The following is a 24,266-nucleotide window of genomic DNA, read 5'->3' on the forward strand; positions in this document are numbered from 1 at the left end:
GGACGCCGAAACGCCCCGTCCTGACGCCGCCCTCCCCGGCAGCGCCAATCCGATCATGCTGAGAGCCTTTGTCCTCCCTCCGCATCGAAAAGATGGATTGCCTCCGGATCGATGGAGACCTTCAACTCGTCCCCGGGTCCGGCCTTGATGCGCTCACGGAAAACACAGGTCATTTCATTGCCGTCGAGCTCGGCGACGACGTGGGTCTCAGAGCCCGTCGGCTCCACCACCTTCACCCGCAGGGCGACATCGCCACGCAGATGGATTGCCTCGGGCCTGATTCCGCAGATGAGCTTCTGACCGGGCTTTGCCGTTCCGGCATTGGCAACCGCAATGCGTTGCCCCTGCCCGGTCACGAACATGCCGGGCTCACCCTCGGCCAGCATGCCCGGTGTCATGTTCATCGCCGGCGATCCGATGAAGCCTGCGACAAAAAGATTGGCCGGCCGGTCATAAAGCTCCAGCGGTTCGCCCACCTGCTCGACAATGCCGTCATGCATGACCACGATCTTGTCGGCCATGGTCATGGCTTCGATCTGGTCATGGGTCACATAGACTGTTGTGGTTTTCAGCCGCTGGTGCAGGTTCTTGATTTCCGAGCGCATGGAAACGCGCAGCTTCGCATCCAGATTCGAGAGCGGCTCGTCGAAGAGAAACACCTGCGGGTTGCGCACGATCGCGCGCCCCATGGCGACACGCTGGCGCTGGCCGCCGGATAGCTGGCGCGGATAGCGGTCGAGCAGATGCGTTAGACCAAGGATCTCGGCCGCCGGGCGCACCTTCGCCTCGATGTCGGATTTGGATGCGCCCTTGAGCATGAGCGAGAAGCCCATGTTCTCGGCCACCGTGATATGCGGATAGAGCGCATAGTTCTGAAACACCATGGCAATGTCGCGCTCCTTGGGCGGAAGCGCGTTCACCACCCGGTCGCCGATCACGATCTCTCCCGACGTGATGTGCTCAAGGCCTGCGAGCATACGCAACAAGGTCGACTTCCCACAGCCGGACGGCCCGACCAGAACGACGAACTGTCCTTCCTCGATATCCACTGAGACGCCATGGAGAACCTCCACCTGCCCGAACGCCTTGCGGACATCGCGAAATTTCACTGTGGCCATTAAGGCTCCTCCCTCCTTAATGTATTCATTAATGCATAGTGGCTGCATTACGCAGCAAGCGCAACAGGCAAAACAAGGAAATCGGAGTTGGGAGAAAGATTCAGAAAACTTCAAACAACGTATGCACCGAAGCGGCTCCTTGGCCGCCGCGCTGGAATTTGAAGGACCGGAACTCTGAAACACCAAGGTTTGTGCAAAGAGGAGTTATCCCTCCGGCCTGTGGCTCACAACGCCTGGGATGTCCTCCAGCAAATGCTCCTTGGTCAAAAGACCCGCATCCTCCAGCTTTTCGAAATCAGGAAGATCCCGAAGCGTTTCAAATCCGAAATGGGCAAGGAAGGCCGGTGTCGTCACATAGGTATACGGCGCGCCAGGCTGAGGGCTGCGTGGCCCCGAAGCGATGAAGTCCGCACGACGCAGCTTGCCGATCACATCCCGTGAGACTTCGCGCGCAAAAAATCTGGAGAGCTCTGCGCGCGTGATCGGTTGAAAGTAAGCGATGGCCATCAGCACCAGCGCATCGGTGTCGCTCAGATTTTCTCCGCGCTGCACGATGTCGAATGCCGCACGAATTGCCTCGGCAAGTGAGGCGCGAGTTCGATGCTGCCACCCGCCCGCTACTCGCACCAGTTCGTACGGTCGGTCTGCGAGTTCTGCACGGATATCCTCGATCAACAGATCGAGATTGCAGTCACGCCCGACCACACGAAGCAATGTCTCGCGCGCGACCGGTTCAGGAGCGGCGAAAATGACGGCTTCCACGCGTGCCATCCATTCCCGCCAGCGCAGCGCCGGCGGCAGGTGCTCGAGCTCGCGGTCGAACAGAGGCGTGTCCACGCCCGCATCATCCTTGCGCCGACCGTGGTTTGCCATGGGTCAGCCGTCCCAAAAATGGCGGTCTAAATCCACCAGACCAAGAACTTCGAACATCTCACGCAATGAGACCGGGCATCGTGAACACACCGCGCTGCCACATGTTCGGGGGCGGCGTTTTCCGGCTGTTTGTGGCGCAATTCGAATCATGACACCACCATGATGAAGCCTGATCGGTCTTTCAACGAAAGAGCATCCATGGCCGTCTGCCATCGACAATTTTCACGCTGACACAGCAACCGCCATGGCGGAAGGTGAAAGTAGCTCCCAGAACAGTCTATTTGCGGATCATCAAATATTGCGTTCCGATGGCCAAAGTGATTTGGCACCGCTGCATGATTGACCATACACGCCAGCAGGTACAGCCGCCTCCCTGCTGTCAATGGCCCTTTGTCAGTGATTCATGGAGAGATGCGATCGATGCGTCGACGTTGCTGAACCTGCCGAACTTTACAATGGGAGGGGTCGTTCCCTTTCAGGCAAATATATTCCTCAAGATAGCAATTCCCTGAAATGATGAATCCAATTCGCGAACACTGGACCTCCAGAATGGGGTTCATTCTGGCTGCCGCCGGCTCGGCTGTTGGCCTGGGCAATGTCTGGCGCTTCCCCTATGTCACCGGAGAGAATGGCGGCGGAGCGTTTTTGCTGATCTATCTCGCGATCGTCTTCTCAATTGGCGTTTCTGTCCTGATCGCTGAGCTGATCATCGGCCGGGCGACACAACTCGATCCGGCTGGCGCCTTCAGGAAGCTTGCCGGCGGTGCCTGGCCGCTCGTCGGCTATATGAGCATTCTTACGGCTTTTGTGATCCTGTCATTCTATTGTGTGATCGCCGGGTGGACCCTCGCCTACATGATCAAATCGATCACGGGATCGATCCTGACGGCAAGCTCCGAGGATATCGGTGGTGTGTTCGATGCCTTCATCACCGATCCGGTCGAGCCGGTCTTATACACCGCCCTGTTTATCGGACTGACCGTGTTTGTTGCGCTCGGCGGCGTCGCCAGCGGGATCGAGCGCGCAGCGCGTATTCTCATGCCGGCATTGTTTGCCATCCTCCTCATCCTTGTCGCACGCTCCGTTACGTTGGACGGCGCCGGGGAAGGTATTGCCTTCTTTCTCCAACCTGATTTCTCCAAGGTGACATGGGGCACTTTGCTGGCTGCTCTGGGGCAGGCCTTCTTCTCCCTCTCACTCGGCATGGGCGCGATGATCACCTATGGCTCGTACATGCAGCGCCATGACGACATTGCCGGCTCGGCCGTTGCCGTTACGGTTCTGGATGCACTCGTCGCCGTGTTGTCCGGTTTGGTCATTCTCCCGGCGGTCTTCGCTTTCGGAGCGGCACCGACGGCAGGGCCCGGGCTCACCTTCATCACCCTGCCCTCGATTTTCGCACAGATGCCCTATGGGTTTCTCTTTGCGACCCTGTTCTTCTTTCTGCTGGCCATCGCCGCCCTGACGAGTGCGGTGGCCCTGCTTGAGGTGGTCATCGCCTATTTCATGGATGAAGGCGGCGCCAACAGAAAGAAAGTGGCAGTAACCACAGGCGTAGCGACCTTTGCGCTGGCCGTGCCAGCATCTCTCAGCCTCGGCGTGATGTCCGGTTTTACCATCGGTGGAAAAGTGCTTTTCGATGCACTGGATTACCTTACCAACAACGTCACCCTTCCCCTCGGTGGGCTTCTGGTTGCCTTGTTCCTCGGCTGGGTCATGAAGCAAAAAGGCGTAGAGGAACTCCAAGACGGCTCGGCTCTGGCTCCAGCTCTGGTGGGAGCGTGGCGGCTGATTATCCGCTATATCGCGCCCGTCGCTATCCTGATGATACTGGTGGCCGGCCTCGGCCTCATTTGAAGTCGAGGAGCAAGGAGACAACCCGCGGCTGCATCCGCCTTTTCAAGCGCGCATTGATATATGTCAATTTTGGATAGATTATTTGAAATCATTCATATAGCATATAAAGGATGGAGACGCGGGACCTTCAGACCTTTCTGGCTGTTGCCGAAACAGGAAGCATCACCAAAGCGGCGGTGCTGCTGGAACGTTCTCAGCCGTCTGTCACCCGCACCATCCAGGAGCTTGAAGCAAAGCTCGGCTTCTCACTTCTCCAGCGCGCCGGCCGGCGTGTCATGCTGTCCGATGAAGGCATTGCCTTTGAAGAGGAAGCCCGGCGCGTTCTCAATTCCCTGACCGGACTGGCCGCGCGCGCCCGCGCGATCGCCTCAGGCCGCGGTCGCACATTGCAGGTGGCGGCGACATCCGCGATTGCGACCGGCGTCATCCCCGCCGCACTCTCCCAATTCGCCGTCGAAAAACTGCCGCCTGAAATCCAGATCGCACAATATCTGCCTAACAGGGTTGCACAGGAAGTGGGATCCGGCGGCGCCGAGCTTGGCTTTTCCAGCATGCCGCTGGATGTACCCGGTCTCGAGGTCGTGCGCCTTTATTGCGCCAACGACGTTGCCGCCCTGCCGGAGGGCGATCCGCTTGCCGACTATGATGTGGTCCCTCTTTCGGCCTTTGCCGGTCGCAGGTTCGTGACCATGCTCGATCCGGGCCGCTTCCAGCGACAGGTTTCGCAGACGATGGAAGCGCGCGGCGTCACACCCGGTCCGCTGATCCGCACCAATGTGTCCTATTCCGCACTCCGCCTTGTGCAAAAAACCGGCGTCGTCTCCATCATCGACCCGGTCAGCGCATACGGCGTCCAACTCCCCGGCGTGGTGATACGGCCGATCGATGTTGCCGTGCCGTTTTACTGGGGCGCCGTCACCGCATCATCACGCCCGCTGCGCCCGCTCGTCACCCAGATGATCGAAGCCGTCGAAGCAGAAGCGCTTCGTCTCATTCCCGACCTGCAGATACTCGACCCTGCACGCAGTGCGCAGACCATAGACCGGCATGTTTCGGATTGCCCGGTCTCCCACCGAGGATCAGAATGACCAGTCAGCCCCACACCACGCCCGGCGCCGCGAACAGTCTGGATGCCCTGGCAAAGCGCATCCGCTTCGATCTCGACTGTCTCAACCTCCCATCGCCCAACTGGGTGCCCGAGCGGCGGACCGAAAAGGGCGAGACGGTGAATGATGTGGTGGTCATCGGCGGTGGCATGTGCGGCCTCGTCGCAAGCTTTGCGCTTCGCACCAGTGGCATCCGCAACATGCGCATCTTCGACCGCAACCCGGAAGGGCTGGAAGGTCCGTGGCTCACCTATGCCCGCATGGAAACCCTCCGTTCGCCCAAAACGCTGCCCGGTCCGGCCTTTGGGATGGGCGCGCTCACCTTCCGCGCATGGTACGAGGCACAGCATGGCGCGGACGCCTGGGAACGGCTCGACAAGATCCCCCGTCCCATGTGGATGGAGTATCTCATCTGGTACCGGAACGTGCTCGATCTCCCCGTCGAAAACGAGGTGGAGGTCACCCGTGTCACGCCGGAGGGTGAATTCCTGCGGCTGGAGCTGCGCGGCGCGGGCGCAAAGGAAAGTTCCGTCCTCACCCGCAAATTCGTCATGGCAACAGGCCGCGACGGCACCGGCCACCCCAACATTCCCGATTTCGTTTCCGGCCTGCCGAAACATCTCTGGGCCCACTCCTCCGAAGACATCGATTTCCCTTCGCTCAAGGGCAAGCGCGTGGTCGTGATCGGCGTCGGCGCCTCGGCGGTGGACAATTCGGCCGAAGCGCTGGAAGCTGGCGCAAAGGAAGTGCGCCACCTCATCCGCCGCCGCGAAATGCCCACCATCAACAAGATGATGGGCATCGGCTCCTTCGGCTTCACATCGGGCTATGCCGCACTGCCGGACGAATGGCGCTGGCGCTTCATGCAGTATTCCTTCGCCACGCAGACGCCCTCGCCACGCGGTTCGACCATGCGCGTCAGCCGGCATGAGAATGCCTTCTTCCATTTCGGGCAGGGCATAGAACGCGTCTGGAACGACGGCGACGAGGTGGTCATCGAAACCACCGCCGGCAAGACCGTACGCACCGACTATCTCATCCTCGGCACCGGTTTCACCGTCGATCCGCTGGCCCGCGCCGAGCTCGGCGATGCCGCTGGCGAGATCCTGCTTTGGCGCGACCGCTATACGCCGCCGGCCGGCGAGGAAAGCCGCGAACTGGCGAACTTCCCCTACCTGAACGCCGACTTCTCTTTCCGCGAGCGCACGCCCGGTGCGGCCCCTTGGCTCTCCAGCATCTACTGTTTCAACTACGGTGCTTCCGCGAGCCTCGGCAAGGTTTCCGGCGACATTCCCGGCATCAGCGACGGCGCACGCTGGCTCGCCTATTCCCTCGCCGCAACGCTTTATGGCGAAGACGTCGAGACCCACTGGCAGGCGATGCTCAACTACGACAAACCCGAACTGCTTGGCGACGAATGGACCGAAACCGAGCTTGAAGACTGTGCCGCCATGGGCGCGCGCGAACCGACCTATCAGACTGGAGGCTGAACACCGCATGAGCGACCTTTCGCCCAACGACATCGTCATCGCACAGGCCGGGATCGGCGCAAACGGCTCCGTTCGCGAAGCGCTCGAAGGCCGTGCGGACATCATGGCCATGACGCAGGCAACGCATGATGCTGCCCTGAAGCCCAGCGACCCGGGCGGCCTCTCCCATGGAGAACGCGCCGCACTCGCCGCGCGGGTCGCCCGGCTCAACGAAGACGAGGCCCTTGCCGCGCACTACATGACACTGCTCGAAGAAGCTGGTGCTGACGAAGCGGTCGCGGCCATGGCCGACCCGGCCCATGACGGCGAAGGGGATGCCCGCCGGGCCGCCCTTCTCGCCTACACCGATCTCGTTTCCACGCATCCGCGCGACACGACACCGGAAGACATCGAAGCCCTGAAGAGCGCCGGCATTTCCGACGCCGACATTGTCCGGCTTTCCGAACTGAACGCATTCCTGGCCTATCAGATCCGTGTGATCGCTGGCCTCAAGCTGATGAAGGCGACAGCATGAGCACGATCATCCACGAGTTCACCACGAAGATCCCCGGCTGGCGCCCGCGCGTTCAGCCCATCAAGCTGGACGAGGCCACGCCCGAGCAGCTCGACGCTCTGAAGGTCACGCCTTCCAACACGAAGGTCTCCGACTATGTTCTGGTGCTCGCCAACGATGTCGAGACGCTGAAAGTCCGCACCCCGCTTTTCAACGCGATCATGTATAATCGCGGTGGCATGGGCCGTGCGGAGCGTGAGTTGAGCGCCGTTGGCGCCTCGGTGGTCAATCGTTGCGTCTATTGCGCCGCCGTCCATGCGAGCCGGTACAACCAGCTCACCAAGAATGAGCAGGTGATGCAGGCCATCTTCGCCAATGGCGAGGAAGCGGAACTTGATGAGCGCCAGAAGGCGATCTTCCTGTTTGCGGCAAAGCTGTCCAAGGCGCCGAGCGAGGCGACCGAAGAAGACATGCAGGCGCTGCGCGATGCCGGGCTCAAGGACGACGAGATTCTCGATCTCATTCTGTCCGCATCGCTGTTCGGCTGGGCAAACCGGCTGATGCACACGCTGGGCGATCCGGTGGTCGAGTAAAAACTTTTGGGGCTGATGTTTTGAGTAAAGTGAAAGACAATCTGCGTGTAGGCATCGCCGGGGCCGGCGCCATCGCCTTCGGTGCCGCCGCCTTTCTTGAGCAGTCGGGCCACAGCCCGGTTCTCTGGTCGCCCTCGGGCGAACGCACGAAGAGACTGGCAGCGGGCGAACCGCTGGTCGCCACCGGCGCCGTCGAGGGCACGTTCCATCCGGGCGTTGCGCCATCGGCCGAAGCCCTCGTCGCCGATGCAGACGTGATCCTGATTGCCCTGCCCGGCTACGGCCACAAGCACGTCTTCGACGCGATCGCACCGCATATCCGCTCCGATCAGGCGGTGATCATTTCCTCGCACGCCTCGTTTGGCGCGCTCTACCTGTCAAAGCTTCTGGCCGAGCGCGGCATCACAGTCCCCATCGTCGCATGGGGCACCACCGCCACGACAGGCCGCCAGCCGAGCCTGGTCGAGGCCAGCGTCAACACCGTGCGCAGCAAGATCGATCTCTGCACGGTTCCTGAAAGCCGGGCCAGCGAAGGACTGGAGCTTTGCCAGCGTCTTTTCGGCGATCGCTTTGTGGAGCGCGACGGACTGCTGGCCATCGGGCTCAGCAATCTCAACCCGCAAAACCATATGGGCATCGCCCTGTGCAACATGACCCGCATGGAGCATGGCGAAACCTGGAGCCAGGGTTTCAACGTCACACCCAATGTGGGGCGGCTTCTCGAAGCGCTCGACCGTGAGCGTCTGGCCATCGCTGAGGCGCTTGGCCTTTCGGTGCGCACCATATTCGAGCATTTTCATCTGTCGTTCCACGTGCCGCAGGACACCGTCTCGGCCATGAACCAGAAAATGCATGAGGAAGGCCGCGGCGGCACCGGTCCTGCCACGGCAGACAGCCGCTACGTCACCGAAGACGTGCCTTATGGCCTGCTCATGACCGTGAAACTCGGTGAGCTGACCGGGTGTGACGCCAGACTGCATCGCGCCGGCGTGGAAATATTCTCCGCCATGTATGGGCGTGATTTCTTCGCTGAGAACGAGCTTCTCAACGCCCTGGCGATAGACACGATGACACTCGATGACCTGAAGACCCTGTGCCGTGAGGGCTATGCTTCGCAGACGCAACCCGCATAAACACAGGGCGGCAACAGGGGCCGCCAAGAGCTCCGACAAAACGATTGAGTACGCGACGAACAGACACCAACCGAAAGAGGGTTAGAACGATGACCAAATTCATCACCAACCGCAGGCAATTCATCAAGAGCAGCGCCGCCGGCGCCGCCCTTGTGGCTGCCCCTGCCTATCTCCGCTCCACAGCAGCGCGCGCCTCGGGCGTGGTCAATGTGTGGACCTATGCCAACTTCATTCCCGATGATTTCAAGGCCGAGTTCGAGAAGGACACGGGTATCGAAATCCGGATCCGCCTCGTCGACGATCAGGGCAAGCAGTTCAACCTGCTCGCCGCCGAAGCACCGAACCCGACCGCCGACATCGTCACGGTCGCCGGGCACCGTTTCCTTCAGTTCATCTCTTCCGATCTTCTGGCTCCGCTCGACACGGACCGCCTCAAGAACTGGGGCAACATCAACCCGATCTACTCGGAAAGCGACTGGGCCACGATCAACGGCAACAAATGGGGCGCGCCCATCCTTTCGGGTGCCGAAATCCTCGCCTACAACACCGAAGTCGTCAGCGAAGACGAAGTGAAGAGCTGGGACGTTCTTTTCTCGGATAAGTACAGCGGCCAGACGGCCTACACCATTCAGGACATGATGTCCGTCGTCATGCTCTACAAGGGCTATGACGGCAACATGGTCGCCTATATGGACGATCCGGAGAAGGCTGCGGAGATCGTTGCGGAAGCACGCGACTTCCTGATCGAGAAGAAGCCGCTCGTGCGCAAATACTACGATGCAGGCGCCGAAGTGCAGCAGATGTTCATCAATCAGGACATCGTCCTTGCTCACGCCTGGAACGGCCCGATTGCCAAGCTCATCACCGATGGCTTCCCGGTCGACATGACCATTCCGAAGGAGGGCACGTATGGTTTCGTTTACACGCTGAACGTTGCCAACAATGCTCCCAATGCAGACAATGCCTATGCGCTTCTCGATGCGCTTCTGGCCAACCCCGAAGTGGGCGCAGAGATGACCAAGTCGTCAGGCTTCATCTCCACCTACAAGGGTGCCGATCAATATCTCTCGGACATTGAGAAAAAGGCATCGTCCTTCACCGAGGAAGAGCTCGCAGGTCTGCAGTTCTTCCGCGCCGAGGCCAATGAGATGAAATACAAGCTCGTTGACCCGGCCGTGGAGCAGATCAAGGCCGCCTGATGCACTGGCAGCCGGGCGGAAGCATTTTGCCCGGCTGCCGTTATGTCCCCCAAACGCGCCGACGGGCCCCCGAGCCCATGCGTGAAAAGCACGAGCAACCGCATTCATGGCCCAAGCAGAGACCCAAAGGGCAGACCTTCAGGAACCATCGACGCCGGACGGCAGGATGACATTCTGGGGCGCGCTCATGAGAAACGGCGTTTATCAGTCCGTTTCCACCACGCTGTTCAAGTCGCAGCGCCGTCAGTTCTGGATTCTGGCGAGCGTGCCGCTCTTCTGGATATTCTTTGCCAATCTCGGCCCCATCCTCGAGATGTTCTGGATCGGGTTTCTGGACTCCTATCCTCCCAAAGTGGGCCATGAGCCGCAGTTCACGCTCGCCAACTGGGCCGCGTTCTTTCAGGACCGGGTCTTCATCATCCCGTTCTTCCGCACGCTCGCCTTTTCCTTCATCTTCACCGCGATCACGCTGCTCATCACCTATCCGGTGGCCTATTTTCTGGCCAAGCATGTGAGCCGCAAGAACCAGCTTCTCTTCCTGCTGCTCCTGCTTATCCCGTTCTGGGTGGGCGAGATCGTGCGCACCTACGCGATCATGATCCTGCTCGGCAACAATGGCGCGGTCAATCTGGCGCTCAAATCGCTCGGGCTCATCGATCGACCTATACCGTTCATGTATACGGGCTTCTCGCTCGGTGTCGGCATCATCTATCTGACCGCGCTTTACATGCTCCTTCCGCTCTACTCGGCGCTGGAAAAGCTGCCAGACAATTATCTCGAAGCGGCTGCCGATCTCGGTGCGGGCGCGTGGACGCGCTTCCGCCGCATCACGCTGCCGCTTTCCAGGGAAGGCATCGCGTCGGGCTGTACGCTCGTCTTCCTGATTTCGACAGGCTACTACGCAACGCCGGTGCTGCTCGGCGGGCCACGCTCGACCGTCTTTGCGGAAACCATTGCCGGCTTCTTCCACGTCGCCGGCGATCAGTGGCCTATGGGCGCGGCCTTCTCCTCGATCATGCTGATCGCAACGCTCGGCGTAACCGGCCTTTTCCTCAAGCTGATGGGCCGTGACGGAAAGGGGATGATGCGATGACCCGTAACACACGCATTCTGATGTCGGTCATCTACTGGGCCTTCATCGTCTATCTCTTCGTGCCGCTCGCGCTTATGGTGACCATGGGCTTCAAGGATTCGAAGTTCATCGGTTTCCCGATCCGTTCCTGGACACTCGACTGGTACGCCACCGTCATTCAGGACACGGAGGTCCTGTCGGTCTTCGGCTATTCGATGACCATCGCCATTGCGACCACGATCCTGTCCCTCATCATCGGCACATGGGTGGCTGTGTTTCTTGGCCCCAACCAGTTCCGGGGCAAGGCGATCATCTTTGCGCTCGCCTGCCTGCCGGCGGTCATCCCCGGCATCATCTCGGCCATCGCGCTGCGCATCTTCGCCCGCCTGATCGACATCGAACCCGGCATGTTCGCCATCATTCTGGGCCACACGGTGCACAATGTGCCCTTCGTGGCTCTGGTGGTGATGGCCCGCCTTTCGACCCAGCCGAAAAGCCATATCGAGGCCGCGCGCGATCTGGGAGCCGACAGCATCGTCGCTTTCTTCCGCGTCACGCTGCCCTATCTGAAGCCCGCGCTGATCGGAGCCGGCATCTTCTGCATGCTCCTGTCCTTTGACGATTTCGTGCGCGCCTTCTTCCTCGGCGGCTACCAGCCGACGCTTCCGGTGCTGATCTTCGCCAAGCTGCGTTCGGGCATGTCGCCCGAGATCAACGCCATTTCCACCATCGTTCTCATCATGACCGCGATCCTTGGCCTGTGGGCCGAGCGTTCCATGCGGCGCCTGAACAAAGGTTCCTGACCATGACCGGCGAAAAGGACACCATCGTCCATATCGACAACGTCACCAAGCGCTTCGGCAGTGTCGTCGCGGTGGATCAACTGGACATGAAAATCATGGCCGGCGAATTCGTCACCTTCCTCGGCCCCTCCGGCTGCGGCAAGTCGACGACCCTGCGCATGCTGGGCGGCTTCGAAAACCCCACCGAGGGCCGGATCGTGCTCGACGGCGTCGATGTGACAAGCCAGCCGCCCAACCGGCGCGACGTCAACATGGTGTTTCAGGACTATGCGCTCTTCCCGCACATGACCGTGGGCCAGAACGTCTCCTTCGGGCTCGAACTCAAGGGCAAATCGCGCCCAGAGATCGAACGCCGCATGACGGAACTGCTCGACTTCCTGCAGCTTTCCGGCTTCCGCGACCGCACGCCCGACCAGCTTTCCGGCGGTCAGCGTCAGCGCGTCGCGCTTGCCCGCGCGCTTGCCCCGGACCCCAAACTCCTGCTTCTCGACGAGCCACTCGGCGCGCTCGATGCAAAGCTGCGTGGCCAGGTGCAGATCGAGCTGAAAGACATTCAGAAGCGTACGGGCAAAACCTTCTTCTTCGTCACCCACGATCAGGAAGAAGCGCTGACCATGTCCGACCGCATCGTCGTCATGAATGCGGGCCGCGTGGAACAGGACGGTACGCCTGAAGATCTCTATTTCCGACCCGAAAGCCGTTTCGTCGCCGAGTTCATCGGCGAAACGAACCTGATCAATGGCACCGTGCGCGGCGTGGAAGACAGCGCTGTCATCCTCGACTGGAACGGCCTTTCCATCCGCGGTTCGGGCCATGGTCACCGGCCCGCTGCTGGCGAAAACGTCACCGCCTCGCTGCGCCTGGAGAATGTGAACTGCCACAACAAGAAGCCGGCCAATCAGAACGCGGTCGAAGGCAGGGTTGTGAGCAAGCTCTTCAAGGGCAGCCGGACCTCGCTGGACATCCGCGTCGGCGAGCGCGAGGACAGTGTCATCCGCGCCTATATGGACGCCGGCAAGGCCGCTGAAATCGCCGATGACCAGCTCTGGATCAGCTGGGAGCCTGAACGGCTTACCGTTCTGCGCGACTGAATTTGTGGCGCCGTGATGAAGCGGCGCCCCTCATTCGGTTTCGGGTTGCCCGATCCATGTCTCAAACTCATTGAGCTGGGCGAAAGTTGCCGGGCGCAGCTTTCCCCATTTGGATGCATCGGAAACCAGAAACCTCCGCTGCGACCGCGCCATCGCCGCGCGTTTGACGGCAACCTCGTGAAAGTGAAAGCAGGTCACGCCTTCGCTTTCATGGATACCGGCAGCGGAGAAAAAGCCCTTGGTGATGTTGATTTCCTGCAGCATGCCAAGCGCGGTGTCGGAGCTGAAGCTTCCGCTCTCGGGATGATAGATTCCGGCCAGCAGGATCAGGGTCACGCCATCCAGCCGGGAGACCATTTCGGCGATGTTCATCGCCTGCGTCACGACCGTGACATTCGCGTTCTGCGGCAGGCTCGCAGCGAGATATTGCAGCGTCGACCCGCAGTCCACGAAGATCGTGTCTTCCGCTTCGACCAAAGCCGCTGCCCGGCGCGCCACCTGCGTCTTGGCCTGGGTGTTCGTCCCCTGAGCATGAGACAGCGAATAGCGTTCGCCATTCTCATTGGCCGACATGATGTAGCCGCCCAGGCACAAAATGCCATTCTCGCCATCCCCCAGATCACGCCGGATCGTTATCTCGGAGGTGTTGAGCTCCTGCGCGGCTTCGGCGATGTGCAAAATCGTGCCAGAGGCACAGAGCTTCTTGAGCGCTTCGATACGCGCCACTCGTCCGGAAGGTCTCGCCACATGATTCTCCAGGCCATTCAGTTTGAGCGATACTCCATCGCCAGGCCACTTGTGTGCAAGTGTGGTCATCCACTTACAAGGGTTGCAGGTTATGATAGGATATGATCATATTGAAGTGAATTGATCAATATTCCGACAAGGTATTGAGATAATTCGTTCAATATGAGTCCCGAGCCGCAGGTTTTCCGCGCGTTCTCGGAACCGAGGAGGAGGATACGTCAATGAAAGCTCTGCTCACCGCAGCATCTATCGCCCTGTCCCTTTTGGGCACGTCCGCGCTCGCGGAACAGATCGTGGATACATCCAAGCTCAACAAAGAGCTGATCGCCACGAAAGACGACAAGAAATACACGATCGCGACCGTCGTGAAGGTCGACGGCATCGCCTGGTTCGACCGCATGCGCGACGGTGTCGAGCAGTTCAAGGCCGATACCGGACACGATGTCTGGATGGTTGGCCCCAGCCAGGCTGATGCAGCCGCCCAGGTCCAGATCATCGAAAACCTGATCGCGCAGGGCGTCGACGCCATCGCCGTCGTTCCGTTTTCGGTGGAAGCTGTCGAGCCGGTGCTCAAGAAAGCGCGCGACCGCGGTATCGTCGTCATCTCGCACGAGGCCTCGAACCTCGAAAACACCGACTACGATCTCGAGGCCTTCGACAACCTCGCCTATGGCGCAAACCTGATGAAGGAACTCGGCAAGTTCACGGGCGGCAAGGGCAAATATGTCGCCACCGTCGGCTCGCTGACCTCCAAGAGCCAGATGGAGTGGGTGGACGGCGCCGTCGCCTATCAGAAAGAGCACTTCCCGGACATGGAAATGGTCGGCGACCGTCTTGAAACCTATGACGATGCGGCCACCGACTACACCAAGCTCAAAGAGGCGATGACCACCTATCCGGACATCACCGGCATTCTCGGCGCTCCGATGCCGACCTCGGCCGGCGCCGGTCGCCTGATCGCCGAAGGCGGCCTGAAGGACAAGGTCTTCTTTGCCGGCACGGGCCTCCCCTCCGTGGCGGGTGAATATCTCGCCAATGGCGACATCCAGTACATCCAGTTCTGGGATCCGGCCGTTGCCGGCTATGCCATGAACATGCTCGCCGTCGCCGCGCTCGAAGGCAAAGGCGATCAGATCAAGGCAGGCCTTAATCTTGGCCTCACCGGCTATGAATCTCTGATCACGCCGAATGAAGATCGTCCGAACCTGCTCTACGGAGCCGGCTGGGTCGGCGTCACCGCCGAGAACATGGACAAATACGACTTCTGATCCTGAAGACCTCCGGCGCACCCTCGTGTGCGCCGGCTCAGGACCGCATCTGGCCGTCCATATCTGCGTGGCCGGGTCTTTCCATTCAGCCTGCCGGAAAAATCATGTCCGAGTATCTGATCGAGCTGAAGAACATCAGCAAGCGCTTCGGTGGCGTTCACGCACTTGACGGCGTCTCCATGGGCATTCGGCCCGGTGAGATTCACTGCCTCGCCGGCGAGAACGGTTCTGGAAAATCCACCATCATCAAGGTCATGTCGGGCATCTACACGCCCGACGAGGGTGAAATCCTGTTTGACGGCAAACCCGTCAGCCGACTGGACCCGATCACCGCCGTACACAAGGGCGTGCAGGTGATCTATCAGGATTTTTCCCTTTTCGGGAACCTGACCGTGGCCGAGAACCTCGCCCTCAACACCTACCTGCTTGAAGGGCGTGGGCGCATGGACTGGCCACGCGCCCGCAGGATGGCGCGAGAGGTTTTGACCCGTCTCGATGTTGAGATCGATGTCGACGCCGAGGTGGAAACCCTTCCCACCTCCGGCAAGCAGATCGTCGCCATTGCCCGCGCCATTCTCGCCAAGGCCCGGCTCATCGTCATGGACGAGCCGACCACCGCGCTTACCGGGCACGAGGTCGATGCGCTCTTCGCCATAGTTCGCGATCTGCAGGCGCAGGGCATCGCCGTTCTGTTCGTCAGCCACAAAATGCGCGAGATGCTGGAAATTTCCGAACGCCTGACCGTGTTCCGAAACGGAAAGAAGGTCGCCGAAGGCGCGATGAGCGACTTCGACGAACCCGCAATCACCCATGCCATGACCGGGCTCGAGCTCGACGACGAGCCCTACGCACCCGACATTGCGCCAGACACGCCACCGGCCCTGGAGGTCGAGAGCCTGAGCGTGCCGGGAAGCGTCGACAATGTCAGCCTTTCGCTGCGTCCGGGCGAGATCGTCGGTGTTTCGGGGCTGATTGGCTCCGGCCGAACCGAGCTCGCGCAGGCGCTCTTCGGCATGGAGAGCGCCACAGCCAGATCCTTCCGCATCGCCGGACAGGATGCCTTCCCCCATTCGGTGCAGGAGGCCATTGCGCTTGGCATTGCCTATGTGCCCGAAGACCGGTTGAGCGAAGGTCTCTTTCTCACCCAGTCCATCGAACGCAACATGGTGGTGAGCATTCTCGACCGCCTGCGGCGCGGCCTCTTTCTGGACCGCGACGCCATGCGCCAAAAGACCGAGGATATGTTCGCCTCCATGCAGATCGCCGCTCCGTCGCCGGAAACGGCTGTCGGCAATCTTTCCGGCGGCAATGCACAACGCGTCATGCTCGGGCGCTGGCTCCTGACGGGAGCAAAAGTGCTCATTCTCAATGGCCCGACCGTGGGCGTCGATGTCGGTTCCAAAGCCAAGATCCACCACATCATCCGCGACCTTGCCCGCAAGGAGGGCGTCGCCGTGCTGATGATCTCGGACGACGTGCCGGAACTGACCGGAAACTGCAACCGCATCCATGTCATGCATGACGGCCGTTTCGTGGCCGAATTCGCCGGTGCCGACATGACCGAAGATGCGATCAACGACAGCCTCAAGGCATTGAAGTAAGGCGGTGAGATGAAAAGGTTCCAATCCACGGAGACCGTGATTGCCCTCGTCCTCCTGGCGGTGATGGTTCTGATCGGCCTCGTCAATCCGGCCTTCTGGGGGGTCGCCAATCTCTTCAGCCTGGCCAAGGCCAACGTCGTGATCGGCATCATGGCGCTCGGCGTGCTGCTGATCATGATTTCGGGCGGCATCGATGTGTCGTTCCCCGCCATTTCCGCGGCCGCGCTCTATATCACGGTGCGCACCATGGTCGCACTCGACTATGACGGCGTGCTTCTGCCCTTCATCGCCGCCTCCGTGATCGGCGTTCTGCTCGGCGCATTCAACGCCTTCATCATCGACCGCTTCAAGATGATCCCGCTGATCGTCACCCTCGGCACCGCCTCTATCATACGCGGCCTCGTCCTCGGCCTCCTGGGAACATCCATCGTCAATATCAACAAGATGCCCGACGCGCTGATCGCATTCGGCAAACAGGATCTGGCAACCGTAACGGCCCAGAACGGCGCTACGGTCGGTCTGACTGCGATGATCCTGGTCTATCTGGCCATCGCGCTCGTGATCCATATCATCCTCCGCCACACGATGACCGGCCGTTCCGTCTACGCCTATGGCGGCGATCCGGAATCGGCCCGCCGCGCCGGCGTCAACACCCGCCGTACGATCTTCTTCGTCTACTGCACCGCAGGGCTCCTGGCGGGCTTTGCCGGCCTCCTGCACAGTTCCATGATCTGGCAGGCGAACCCGCGCGATTTCATCGGCCTGGAGCTCGATGTCATCGCAGCCGTGGTGCTCGGCGGCGCTTCGATCTTCGGCGGGCGCGGATCGGTGCTCGGCACCATGATCGGCGTGTTCACGCTGGTCATGGTCAAGAATTCGCTGATCCTGATGAAGGTGGACACCACTTGGCAGCGCGTTGTCGTCGGCCTGATCATCATTGCAGCGACGGCGATCACCGCGTGGCGCGACCGCAAGAAACTGGCCTGAGGGGGAGCACAAGATGAGCGCTAAAGCCGAAGAAAAATCCCTCGTCCGTCGCCTGCTTGGCAGCGATGCCTCCATCGCGCAGCTCGCCGTGATCACGGTGGTCATCTTTGTCCTGATGGCGGCGATGAACCCCGACAAGTTCCTGCGTTACTATAATTTCGAATCCATCACCTACATCATGCCGGAGCTCGGCATCCTGTGCATCGCGATGATGGTCGCCATGCTCACAGGCGGCATCGACCTTTCCATCGTGGCGATTGCCAATCTGGCGGCCATCACGGCGGGTGTCTATTTCCGCCATCCCATGGTTGCCGAGGCGCTCGATGCGGGTGGTCTCGGCCTTGTCCTGCACACCGCCATGGGGGTGATGATCGCACTTCTTGTCGGCCTGGCGGCAGGGCTCGTCAACGGGCTTCTGATATCGCGCCTGCGCATCATTCCCATTCTGGCGACACTCGGCACAGGTCAGGTGTTCGCGGGTCTGGCGCTCGTCTTGACCGGCGGTCCGGCCATTGTCGGCTACCCCGAAACCTGGAACTGGATCGGCACGGGGAAACTGCTCGGCGTTGCGGCCCCGTTCTGGGTGTTGATCCTCGTCGCCCTGGTGGTCGCCGTCCTGCTTCGACGCACGCACCTCGGCGTGAACCTGATGCTGATCGGCACCAATGCCCGCGCCGCTGTCTTCGCCGGCATCCGCAGTTCACGCATGATCCTCTACAGCTATGCCCTGACGGGCGTCATGGCCGCCATTGCCGGCATCCTCCTGTCCGGGCGCACCAATTCGGCCAAGGCCGATTTCGGCGCCTCCTATCTGTTGCAGGCAGTGCTGATCGCCGTTCTCGGCGGCACCAATCCGGCCGGGGGCAAGGGCCGCGTCCTTGGTGTCCTGCTGGCACTCGTCGCACTCATGTTCCTGTCTTCCGGCATGCAGATGATGCGGGCATCCAACTTCATGATCGATGCGGTCTGGGGCGCTTTCCTGGTGCTGGTGATCGCCATCAACTATCTGAGGTCCGGCAAATGAGCGCTTCCGAAAACGACACCATTGTCCATCTTTCACCGGATCTGTTTCCGGACCGCGGCGAACGCGTTCTGGCAACTCATGGCGCCTTCACCATCACGGCCTTCCGCTTCCCCTCATCCGTTGAGGGCTTGCGCATTGAAAACGCGCGCGGACAGGTGACCGTTCTGCCCTATCTCGGCCAGATGATCTGGGATGCCGTGTTCGATGGGCGGCGTCTCACCATGGGCAATGTCTTTCCCTACCCGCGGCGCGGTTCTTCCATCCTCGAAACCTATGGTGCTTTCGCCTACCACGCCGGCGTTCTCCGCAACGGAACCCCCGGCCCCGCGGATGACCATCCGCTGCACGGTGAAATGCCGGTTGCAGCCATGGACAGCGCTCATATTCGTTTCGGAGAAGACGATCGGGGTGCGTTTGCCGAAGTCGGTGGTCATGTGGAACATGTCATGGGGTTCGGGCCGCATTACGTCGCCCGGCCCTGTGTGCGCCTGCATGCGGAAAGCGGCCTGATCCATGTGGACATGGAGGTCAAGAACCTGTCGGCGCACCCGATGGAGCTCATGTACATGCTGCATGCCAATTTCGACTTCATCGCCGGCGCAGAAATCCACCAGCCAACCGGTTTTTCTCCGGAATCCACCGTTGTCCGCAAGGCAATCCCCGGCCACGTGACGCCATCGCCGGCCTTCAAGGCTCTCTTGGAAGATCTCGCCATCAACCCGGCGCGCATGCGCAGGCTGGATGAACCCAAGCTCTACAGCCCGGAGCAGGTTTTCTATCTACGTGATCTCGGCCGGGATCAGACAGGCCGCACACGGCTCGTCATGGAACTGCCCGAGGGCGACGGCTTTTCCGTCAGCTACGACCCGGCAGATTTTCCTCACTGCGTCCGCTGGATCCTGAACGATGGCGATGCCCAGGTCGCGGCCTTCGCCCTGCCTTCCACTTGCGAGCCCGAGGGCTACACCGCAGAGAAGGCCAAGGGGCATGTTCGCATGCTTTCGCCCGGCGAGACCGCGCGCTTCCCCGTTACCCTCGGCTATCTGAGCGCGCAGGAAGCACCTGCCGCGATCTCGGATGTCAACGACATGAGCAAGGACTGACCCATGGCTTCACCCGAAAAGGCCGGACGCATCGCCGTTGTCGGCTCCAACATGGTTGATCTGATCACCTATATCGACCGGATGCCCGAGCCGGGCGAAACGCTGGAAGCGCCCAGCTTCGAGAGCGGCTGCGGCGGCAAGGGCGCCAACCAGGCGGTTGCGGCCGCAAAACTCGGCTCCGCCGTCAGCATGGTCACGAAAGTCGGCGATGACCTTTTCGGCGACAACACGATCCGCAACTTCTCCGACCACGGCATCGATACGCGCCATGTCGCCAAAGTGGTTGGAAAATCGTCCGGAGTTGCGCCCATCTTCGTGGAAGAGTCCGGAGAAAACTCGATCCTGATCGTCAAGGGTGCGAATGCGGACCTTCTGCCCGCCGATGTCGATGCCGCCGAGGAAACCCTGCGTGAAGCGGACCTGATCCTCATGCAGCTCGAGATTCCGCTCGAGACCATCTACCACACCGTGCGCCGTGCCGCCGAATGGGGCGTGCCGACCATCCTCAATCCGGCCCCGGCCACGAAAGAGCTGAGCGTCGCCGATCTCAAAAGCCTCGGATTCCTCGTGCCCAATGAGAGCGAGCTTTCGCTTCTTTCAGGCATGCCGACCGGCACCGAAGATGAAATCCTTGCCGCTGCCCGCAGCCTCATCGCAAAAGGCATCGGCACGATCATCGTCACGCTCGGTGCGCGTGGCGCGCGTCTCGTTACCGCCGACCGTTTCGCTTCCATCGAGCCGGTTCGCGTAACCCCGGTAGACACGACCGGTGCGGGTGATGCCTTCATCGGCTCCTTCGCGCATTTCCTCGCAGCGACGGGAGACACGGAAGAGGCGCTCAATCGCGCGGCGCGCTACGCGGCCTATTCTGTCGGCCGCCGCGGCACACAGAAATCCTATGCTTCAGCAGCCGAGTTCGAGAGGTTCTGCAAGGAGGTTGCCAGCTAAAGCCGCTGGTATTCCATCCCCCGCGCCCTTGCAAGTGAGAGCCGCAGCCGGCTCTCCGAAAGACGCTCAAGGCAGATGCGCCGACCATTGGCAGCAAACAGCCATCGCCCATTCCCAAGCGGGCTCATGGGTGCTGCGCTTCTGCGTGGCCCCGCACCCCAGTTGAGCGTCCGCCCCTCGATCTGAAGAAACGCACCATTGCAAATCCAGTCGCCTTCGAGACCGGGCATCGCCGCGTCGTCCTTCGCGGGCAACAGCCTGACTGGACGGTGAAAGAGCTCTCCGGTCAGTGCACCATCCTCATACCGCAGGCGCATGCGCGATTGAGCCGCATTGGAGACGAGCCAGCCGTCATCGCCCTCGAAAAGCTTTTCCTCCGCGTCGCGGACGACGATCGAGCCTGGCCTCACCTCGGCCCATAGCGCACCCTGCTCAGCCACATAGAGACCCGGAGGAGCCCATTCGCCCGCAGGCTTCGGCAAGGTGCCCGGCGCAACCCCGCAAAGCCCCGCCCATACACGGGCAACCAGCCCGGTGGCGTCAGCATCATCTCGGTTGGTGAGCGCCACGAGCGCAGTTCCATCCGCGGGGTCACAAAGAAAACCCGCGCGATAACCCGCCTGGGCCCCGCCATGGCCCGGTACCGCCATACCGCCAATTCGCGCCAGGCTTATTCCAAGCCCGTAGCCCGTTGCCTCTCCCGAGCCGAGCGGCAGCGGTCGTGCAATCCGGTCGAAGATCATGCGCGGCATCAGATCACCGAGCCAGCGTGCGAGGTCCATCGCCGATCCGGAAAGCGAGCCGGCAGCCGAAAGATGCATCCCCTGAAAGCCCTCTGACCAGCCATTGGCCTCGGGCACATGCCCGGGCACCAGACCCGGTACCGGATCAGTCCAGTATTCCGAAGCCCGCATGCCGGTCCCGAGCCGCTTCGCATGGGCCGCAACCATCTCGGAGAAAACAAAGCCCCGGCGCGCCATTGCCACTTCCAACAGGCGATAGCCGCCATTCGAATAGGCGACTTCTGTGCCCGGCAGCGCATTGAGCCAGTCGCACCCGGCCATCCATCGATACAGCGCGTCCGCCTCGGTGCGTTCATGGGTTCCCACACCGAGCAGGGTCAGGCACTCGCGCGGATCCGGCAACCCGCCCTGCATGGCCAGCGCCTGGCCGACCGTCACCGCCGCAGGCGTGGTGGCCAGCTCGGGAAGTGCCTCGCCCAAGGGCATCTCGAGAGCGAAGGTCTTAGATTCCAGAAGACAGGTGGCAAATACGTGCTTCGTGATGGAAGCCCAGCGAAACACCGTATCCGCCCCGATGGGGCCAAGCCCTGCCCCGCAATGCCCGGCGGCTGCGATCAGTTTCGGCGCGCCGTTCTGCATTCCGAGGACCACCCCTCCCGGCTCGTTGCTCGACCAGGCGCCGAGCCATTCATGCGCAACCGCTTCGGCAGCCGACCAGTCGCGTTTCACCATTCCCCGCTCCCATCCACCGACACAATCCGGCCAAAGGTCATTGCCGGGCGGCGCCGTGTTCAAGTTTCCATGTCAATGAAGATTGTGGTTTGCCGGCGCGCGATGACCGCCGCCCCTCAGGCAACTTCGGACTTCTGATCCCCAATGATCTCACTCACAGGCTGGGGCCGGCCAATCAGATAGCCTTGGGCGAAATCGACACCAAGGTCCTCGAGCAGCTTCTTCTGTTCCACGGTTTCCACGCCTTCGACGAGAACCGTGCGCCCGAGGCTTCGCAGAAGCTGGATCATGCCCGTAAGCATGCGGACATCCCGCGGGTGCCGGCCTTCAGGCAGAAAGCTGCGATCGATCTTGACGATATCCAGTTCAAAACGGCGCAGACAATCGATACCGGCGTAACCGGTTCCGAAATCATCAAGCCATATCTGTACGCCAAGGCTTCGAAGCTGCTCGACTGTCTGCGCAGCCTGCGACTGCCCCAGAATGTCGCCTCTTTCGGAGAGTTCGAGCGCGAACTGAGCCGGTGCCAGCCCGTGACGCGCGAGCATCTCCGCAACACGGAGCGCAAAGCCGGGAGCCTTGAGCTGAACCGCAGAGATGTTCACGGCAATAACACCGTCAAGCTTGTAGCGCGCCACGTCAGCACAGGCTTGCTCGAAGACCCATGCGCCCAGTTCGACAATCGCTCCGTTCTGCTCTGCAACCGGTATGAAAATGTCGGGCTTCACCAGCCGACCATTGCTGCCCTTCAGCCGCATCAGGGTCTCGTAGCCGATGATCTCTTCGGTGCCGAGTTGAATGATCGGCTGGTAGACGACCGATATGCACTGTCTCTCGATGGCGTGGGCCAGCAGTCCGGCCAGACTCTCGCCCGAATGATCCGCATCGATGATCTGCGGATCGTAGATGGTCACCCGGGAGCGACCAGTGAATTTCGAGATGTAGAGCGCGCGGTCTGCTTCCTGCAGGACGTCCTGCAACTCGCTGCCTCCACTGGGCGATGTCTGGGACGCGCCGGCGCTGATCGTCACAATCTCAACACCGTCCCCCCTGTCTGGATGATGGATCTCGAGGTTTTCCACCACACGACAGAATTCTTCCGCCAGGCTTCGTAATTCGTCCGGCCCGGCTATCCGGCTCAGCACCAGGAATTCCTCGCCGCCATAGCGCCCCACGATGGAGCCGTTGGCCTCGGCCGTCTCCTCCAGCGTCTGCGCCACTCGTATGAGACAATCGTCGCCTGCCTGATGCCCGAGCCGGTCGTTGAACTTCTTGAAGTGGTCCACATCGATGAGCACCACACCGATCTCGTCCTCTTCCCCAGCGCATGCTTCGTAGAGTTCGGAAAAAGCGCTGGTGATCGCACGGCGGTTGCGAAGCCCCGTCAGCGGATCCGTGTTTGCGATCCTGTGAAGTTCGTCACCCTTTTTGGTCGCGGCATGAGCCTGCGATTTGGCCTGAAGAGCCTCAAGGAACGTCCAGTACCGCTCCACGCCCAGCCGCCACGAAAGATACAGAGAAAAGACGAGGCAGTTGATGAAAAGTGCCGCGATCACGAGGCGGGCCGTAAAATCGATCTCGAGCACGAGCAAGGTCGCCGCCACGAAGACAGTGGCAATGATCGTCGACGAGATGGCCGACAAAATGAAGCGGAAATTGAAGAACAGATTCGCCCCAAGCACGAACACGATGCCGAAGACGATAAAATGCGAAAGTGCCTGCTGATGCGCCGTGACAAGCGCAAGAAGCAACCAGCCCACCGCTCCGATGACTATGGCTGCGGCAGCGACAAGATGCATGGCAGCAAGTGAAGCGCCACGACGAATCCCAAATTCAATTACCGCCAAAAATGAGATGCCGATGGCGCACCGGGCAAACACCAGCTGCCCCGCAATGTCAGGGAAGAGAATCCAGTCGAAAACGCCGTATGCCATGTAACTGAGCACAGCAGCCCACATGCCCCAACGAACCACCAGACGCTGCTGAGCAGCGTCGTGCTGGAACAGCAATCGCATCAGTTTGGGATCTACCAGTCCCGAACGAGGGCTCGAAAGCGCTTCCATAAGCTTTCGTGCAATATCCGCAGATAGTTGCATCGTGACCTTCCTTTGCAACATATCTTTATTACACGGCAAACGATTAGGATGTCTTAACTTGACGTTCTGGGCATCGCCCCTTCGCTGGAAACGCCATTTTACATTAACAATACGTAAATGACCTCTCTTCCTGCGGTCTCGCTCGCCGGCTTATCAGGACAATCCTGACCCGCATAAGTTTTAGTCCAA

At 60.8% G+C, this 24,266-nt stretch carries 21 protein-coding genes; 16 read left to right on the forward strand and 5 right to left on the reverse strand.

The window, feature by feature from the left end:
- Window positions 1-53: 53 nt before the first annotated feature.
- A complete protein-coding gene (locus H7H48_RS18895; protein ID WP_229450701.1) occupies window positions 54-1,118 on the reverse strand; it encodes an ABC transporter ATP-binding protein in 1,065 nt (354 codons plus the stop codon).
- Between the two features lie 204 nt (window positions 1,119-1,322).
- Entirely contained in the window at window positions 1,323-1,991 is a 669-nt protein-coding gene (locus H7H48_RS18900) for an SMC-Scp complex subunit ScpB (protein ID WP_229450702.1), read from the reverse strand.
- A gap of 516 nt (window positions 1,992-2,507) precedes the next feature.
- Here H7H48_RS18900 and H7H48_RS18905 point away from each other — a divergent pair.
- The 10 genes from H7H48_RS18905 to H7H48_RS18950 all read left to right on the forward strand — a co-directional run bounded on the left by H7H48_RS18905 (window position 2,508) and on the right by H7H48_RS18950 (window position 12,828).
- Window positions 2,508-3,848 (forward strand): sodium-dependent transporter, encoded by a 1,341-nt coding sequence (locus H7H48_RS18905; protein WP_255664153.1) that lies wholly within the window; start codon window positions 2,508-2,510, stop codon window positions 3,846-3,848.
- Window positions 3,849-3,958: 110 nt separating this feature from the next.
- Entirely contained in the window at window positions 3,959-4,936 is a 978-nt protein-coding gene (locus H7H48_RS18910) for a LysR family transcriptional regulator (RefSeq protein ID WP_229450704.1), read from the forward strand.
- Window positions 4,933-6,444: an NAD(P)-binding domain-containing protein gene (locus H7H48_RS18915; protein WP_229450705.1), complete on the forward strand. Its 1,512-nt coding sequence runs from the start codon at window positions 4,933-4,935 to the stop codon at window positions 6,442-6,444. The genes H7H48_RS18910 and H7H48_RS18915 overlap by 4 nt, the downstream gene beginning before the upstream one ends.
- 7 nt (window positions 6,445-6,451) lie before the next feature.
- On the forward strand, window positions 6,452-6,958 hold the full coding sequence (locus tag H7H48_RS18920; RefSeq protein ID WP_229450706.1) for a CMD domain-containing protein: 507 nt from the start codon (window positions 6,452-6,454) through the stop codon (window positions 6,956-6,958).
- Window positions 6,955-7,530 (forward strand): peroxidase-related enzyme, encoded by a 576-nt coding sequence (locus H7H48_RS18925; RefSeq protein ID WP_229450707.1) that lies wholly within the window; start codon window positions 6,955-6,957, stop codon window positions 7,528-7,530. The genes H7H48_RS18920 and H7H48_RS18925 overlap by 4 nt, the downstream gene beginning before the upstream one ends.
- A 41-nt stretch (window positions 7,531-7,571) precedes the next feature.
- Entirely contained in the window at window positions 7,572-8,663 is a 1,092-nt protein-coding gene (locus H7H48_RS18930) for an NAD/NADP octopine/nopaline dehydrogenase family protein (protein WP_229450895.1), read from the forward strand.
- Window positions 8,664-8,752: 89 nt separating this feature from the next.
- Window positions 8,753-9,862: a PotD/PotF family extracellular solute-binding protein gene (locus H7H48_RS18935; RefSeq protein WP_229450708.1), complete on the forward strand. Its 1,110-nt coding sequence runs from the start codon at window positions 8,753-8,755 to the stop codon at window positions 9,860-9,862.
- 106 nt (window positions 9,863-9,968) lie between these two features.
- Window positions 9,969-10,955: an ABC transporter permease gene (locus tag H7H48_RS18940; protein ID WP_229450709.1), complete on the forward strand. Its 987-nt coding sequence runs from the start codon at window positions 9,969-9,971 to the stop codon at window positions 10,953-10,955.
- Window positions 10,952-11,737, forward strand: a complete 786-nt coding sequence (locus tag H7H48_RS18945) for an ABC transporter permease (protein ID WP_223022786.1) — start codon at window positions 10,952-10,954, stop codon at window positions 11,735-11,737. The genes H7H48_RS18940 and H7H48_RS18945 overlap by 4 nt, the downstream gene beginning before the upstream one ends.
- A 2-nt stretch (window positions 11,738-11,739) precedes the next feature.
- Window positions 11,740-12,828, forward strand: coding sequence for an ABC transporter ATP-binding protein (locus H7H48_RS18950; protein WP_229450710.1), 1,089 nt, complete (start codon window positions 11,740-11,742; stop codon window positions 12,826-12,828).
- Window positions 12,829-12,858: 30 nt separating this feature from the next.
- Here the strand turns inward: H7H48_RS18950 and H7H48_RS18955 are convergent, their stop codons facing one another.
- Window positions 12,859-13,575: a DeoR/GlpR family DNA-binding transcription regulator gene (locus tag H7H48_RS18955; RefSeq protein WP_229450711.1), complete on the reverse strand. Its 717-nt coding sequence runs from the start codon at window positions 13,573-13,575 to the stop codon at window positions 12,859-12,861.
- A 221-nt stretch (window positions 13,576-13,796) separates the two neighbouring features.
- On the opposite strand from H7H48_RS18955, the gene H7H48_RS18960 reads away from it, so the two are divergent.
- The 6 genes from H7H48_RS18960 (at window position 13,797) to rbsK (ending at window position 20,506) form a co-directional block, all read left to right on the forward strand.
- Window positions 13,797-14,843 carry an autoinducer 2 ABC transporter substrate-binding protein gene (locus H7H48_RS18960; RefSeq protein WP_229450712.1) on the forward strand — a complete coding sequence of 349 codons (1,047 nt, stop codon included), beginning with the start codon at window positions 13,797-13,799 and terminating at the stop codon, window positions 14,841-14,843.
- A 104-nt stretch (window positions 14,844-14,947) separates the two neighbouring features.
- Complete coding sequence (locus H7H48_RS18965; RefSeq protein ID WP_229450713.1) at window positions 14,948-16,444, forward strand: sugar ABC transporter ATP-binding protein; 1,497 nt, start codon at window positions 14,948-14,950, stop codon at window positions 16,442-16,444.
- 9 nt (window positions 16,445-16,453) lie between these two features.
- The gene (locus H7H48_RS18970) at window positions 16,454-17,431 is read left to right on the forward strand and encodes an ABC transporter permease (protein ID WP_065817863.1); all 978 of its coding nucleotides are present in this window, start codon (window positions 16,454-16,456) and stop codon (window positions 17,429-17,431) included.
- 13 nt (window positions 17,432-17,444) lie between these two features.
- The gene (locus tag H7H48_RS18975; RefSeq protein ID WP_229450714.1) at window positions 17,445-18,455 is read left to right on the forward strand and encodes an ABC transporter permease; all 1,011 of its coding nucleotides are present in this window, start codon (window positions 17,445-17,447) and stop codon (window positions 18,453-18,455) included.
- Window positions 18,452-19,558, forward strand: a complete 1,107-nt coding sequence (locus tag H7H48_RS18980) for an aldose 1-epimerase family protein (protein ID WP_229450715.1) — start codon at window positions 18,452-18,454, stop codon at window positions 19,556-19,558. The genes H7H48_RS18975 and H7H48_RS18980 overlap by 4 nt, the downstream gene beginning before the upstream one ends.
- Before the next feature lie 3 nt (window positions 19,559-19,561).
- Window positions 19,562-20,506 (forward strand): ribokinase, encoded by a 945-nt coding sequence (gene rbsK / locus H7H48_RS18985; protein ID WP_229450716.1) that lies wholly within the window; start codon window positions 19,562-19,564, stop codon window positions 20,504-20,506.
- On the opposite strand, the gene H7H48_RS18990 is transcribed toward rbsK, so the two are convergent.
- Both H7H48_RS18990 and H7H48_RS18995 read right to left on the reverse strand, forming a co-directional pair.
- Window positions 20,503-21,981 (reverse strand): serine hydrolase, encoded by a 1,479-nt coding sequence (locus H7H48_RS18990; RefSeq protein ID WP_229450717.1) that lies wholly within the window; start codon window positions 21,979-21,981, stop codon window positions 20,503-20,505. The two genes, rbsK and H7H48_RS18990, sit on opposite strands and share 4 nt — an antisense overlap.
- 116 nt (window positions 21,982-22,097) lie before the next feature.
- Entirely contained in the window at window positions 22,098-24,077 is a 1,980-nt protein-coding gene (locus H7H48_RS18995; RefSeq protein WP_229450718.1) for a bifunctional diguanylate cyclase/phosphodiesterase, read from the reverse strand.
- Window positions 24,078-24,266: the final 189 nt, after the last annotated feature.

Source organism: Nitratireductor sp. B36 (assembly GCF_020833685.1).
Taxonomy (GTDB): Bacteria; Pseudomonadota; Alphaproteobacteria; order Rhizobiales; family Rhizobiaceae; genus Nitratireductor.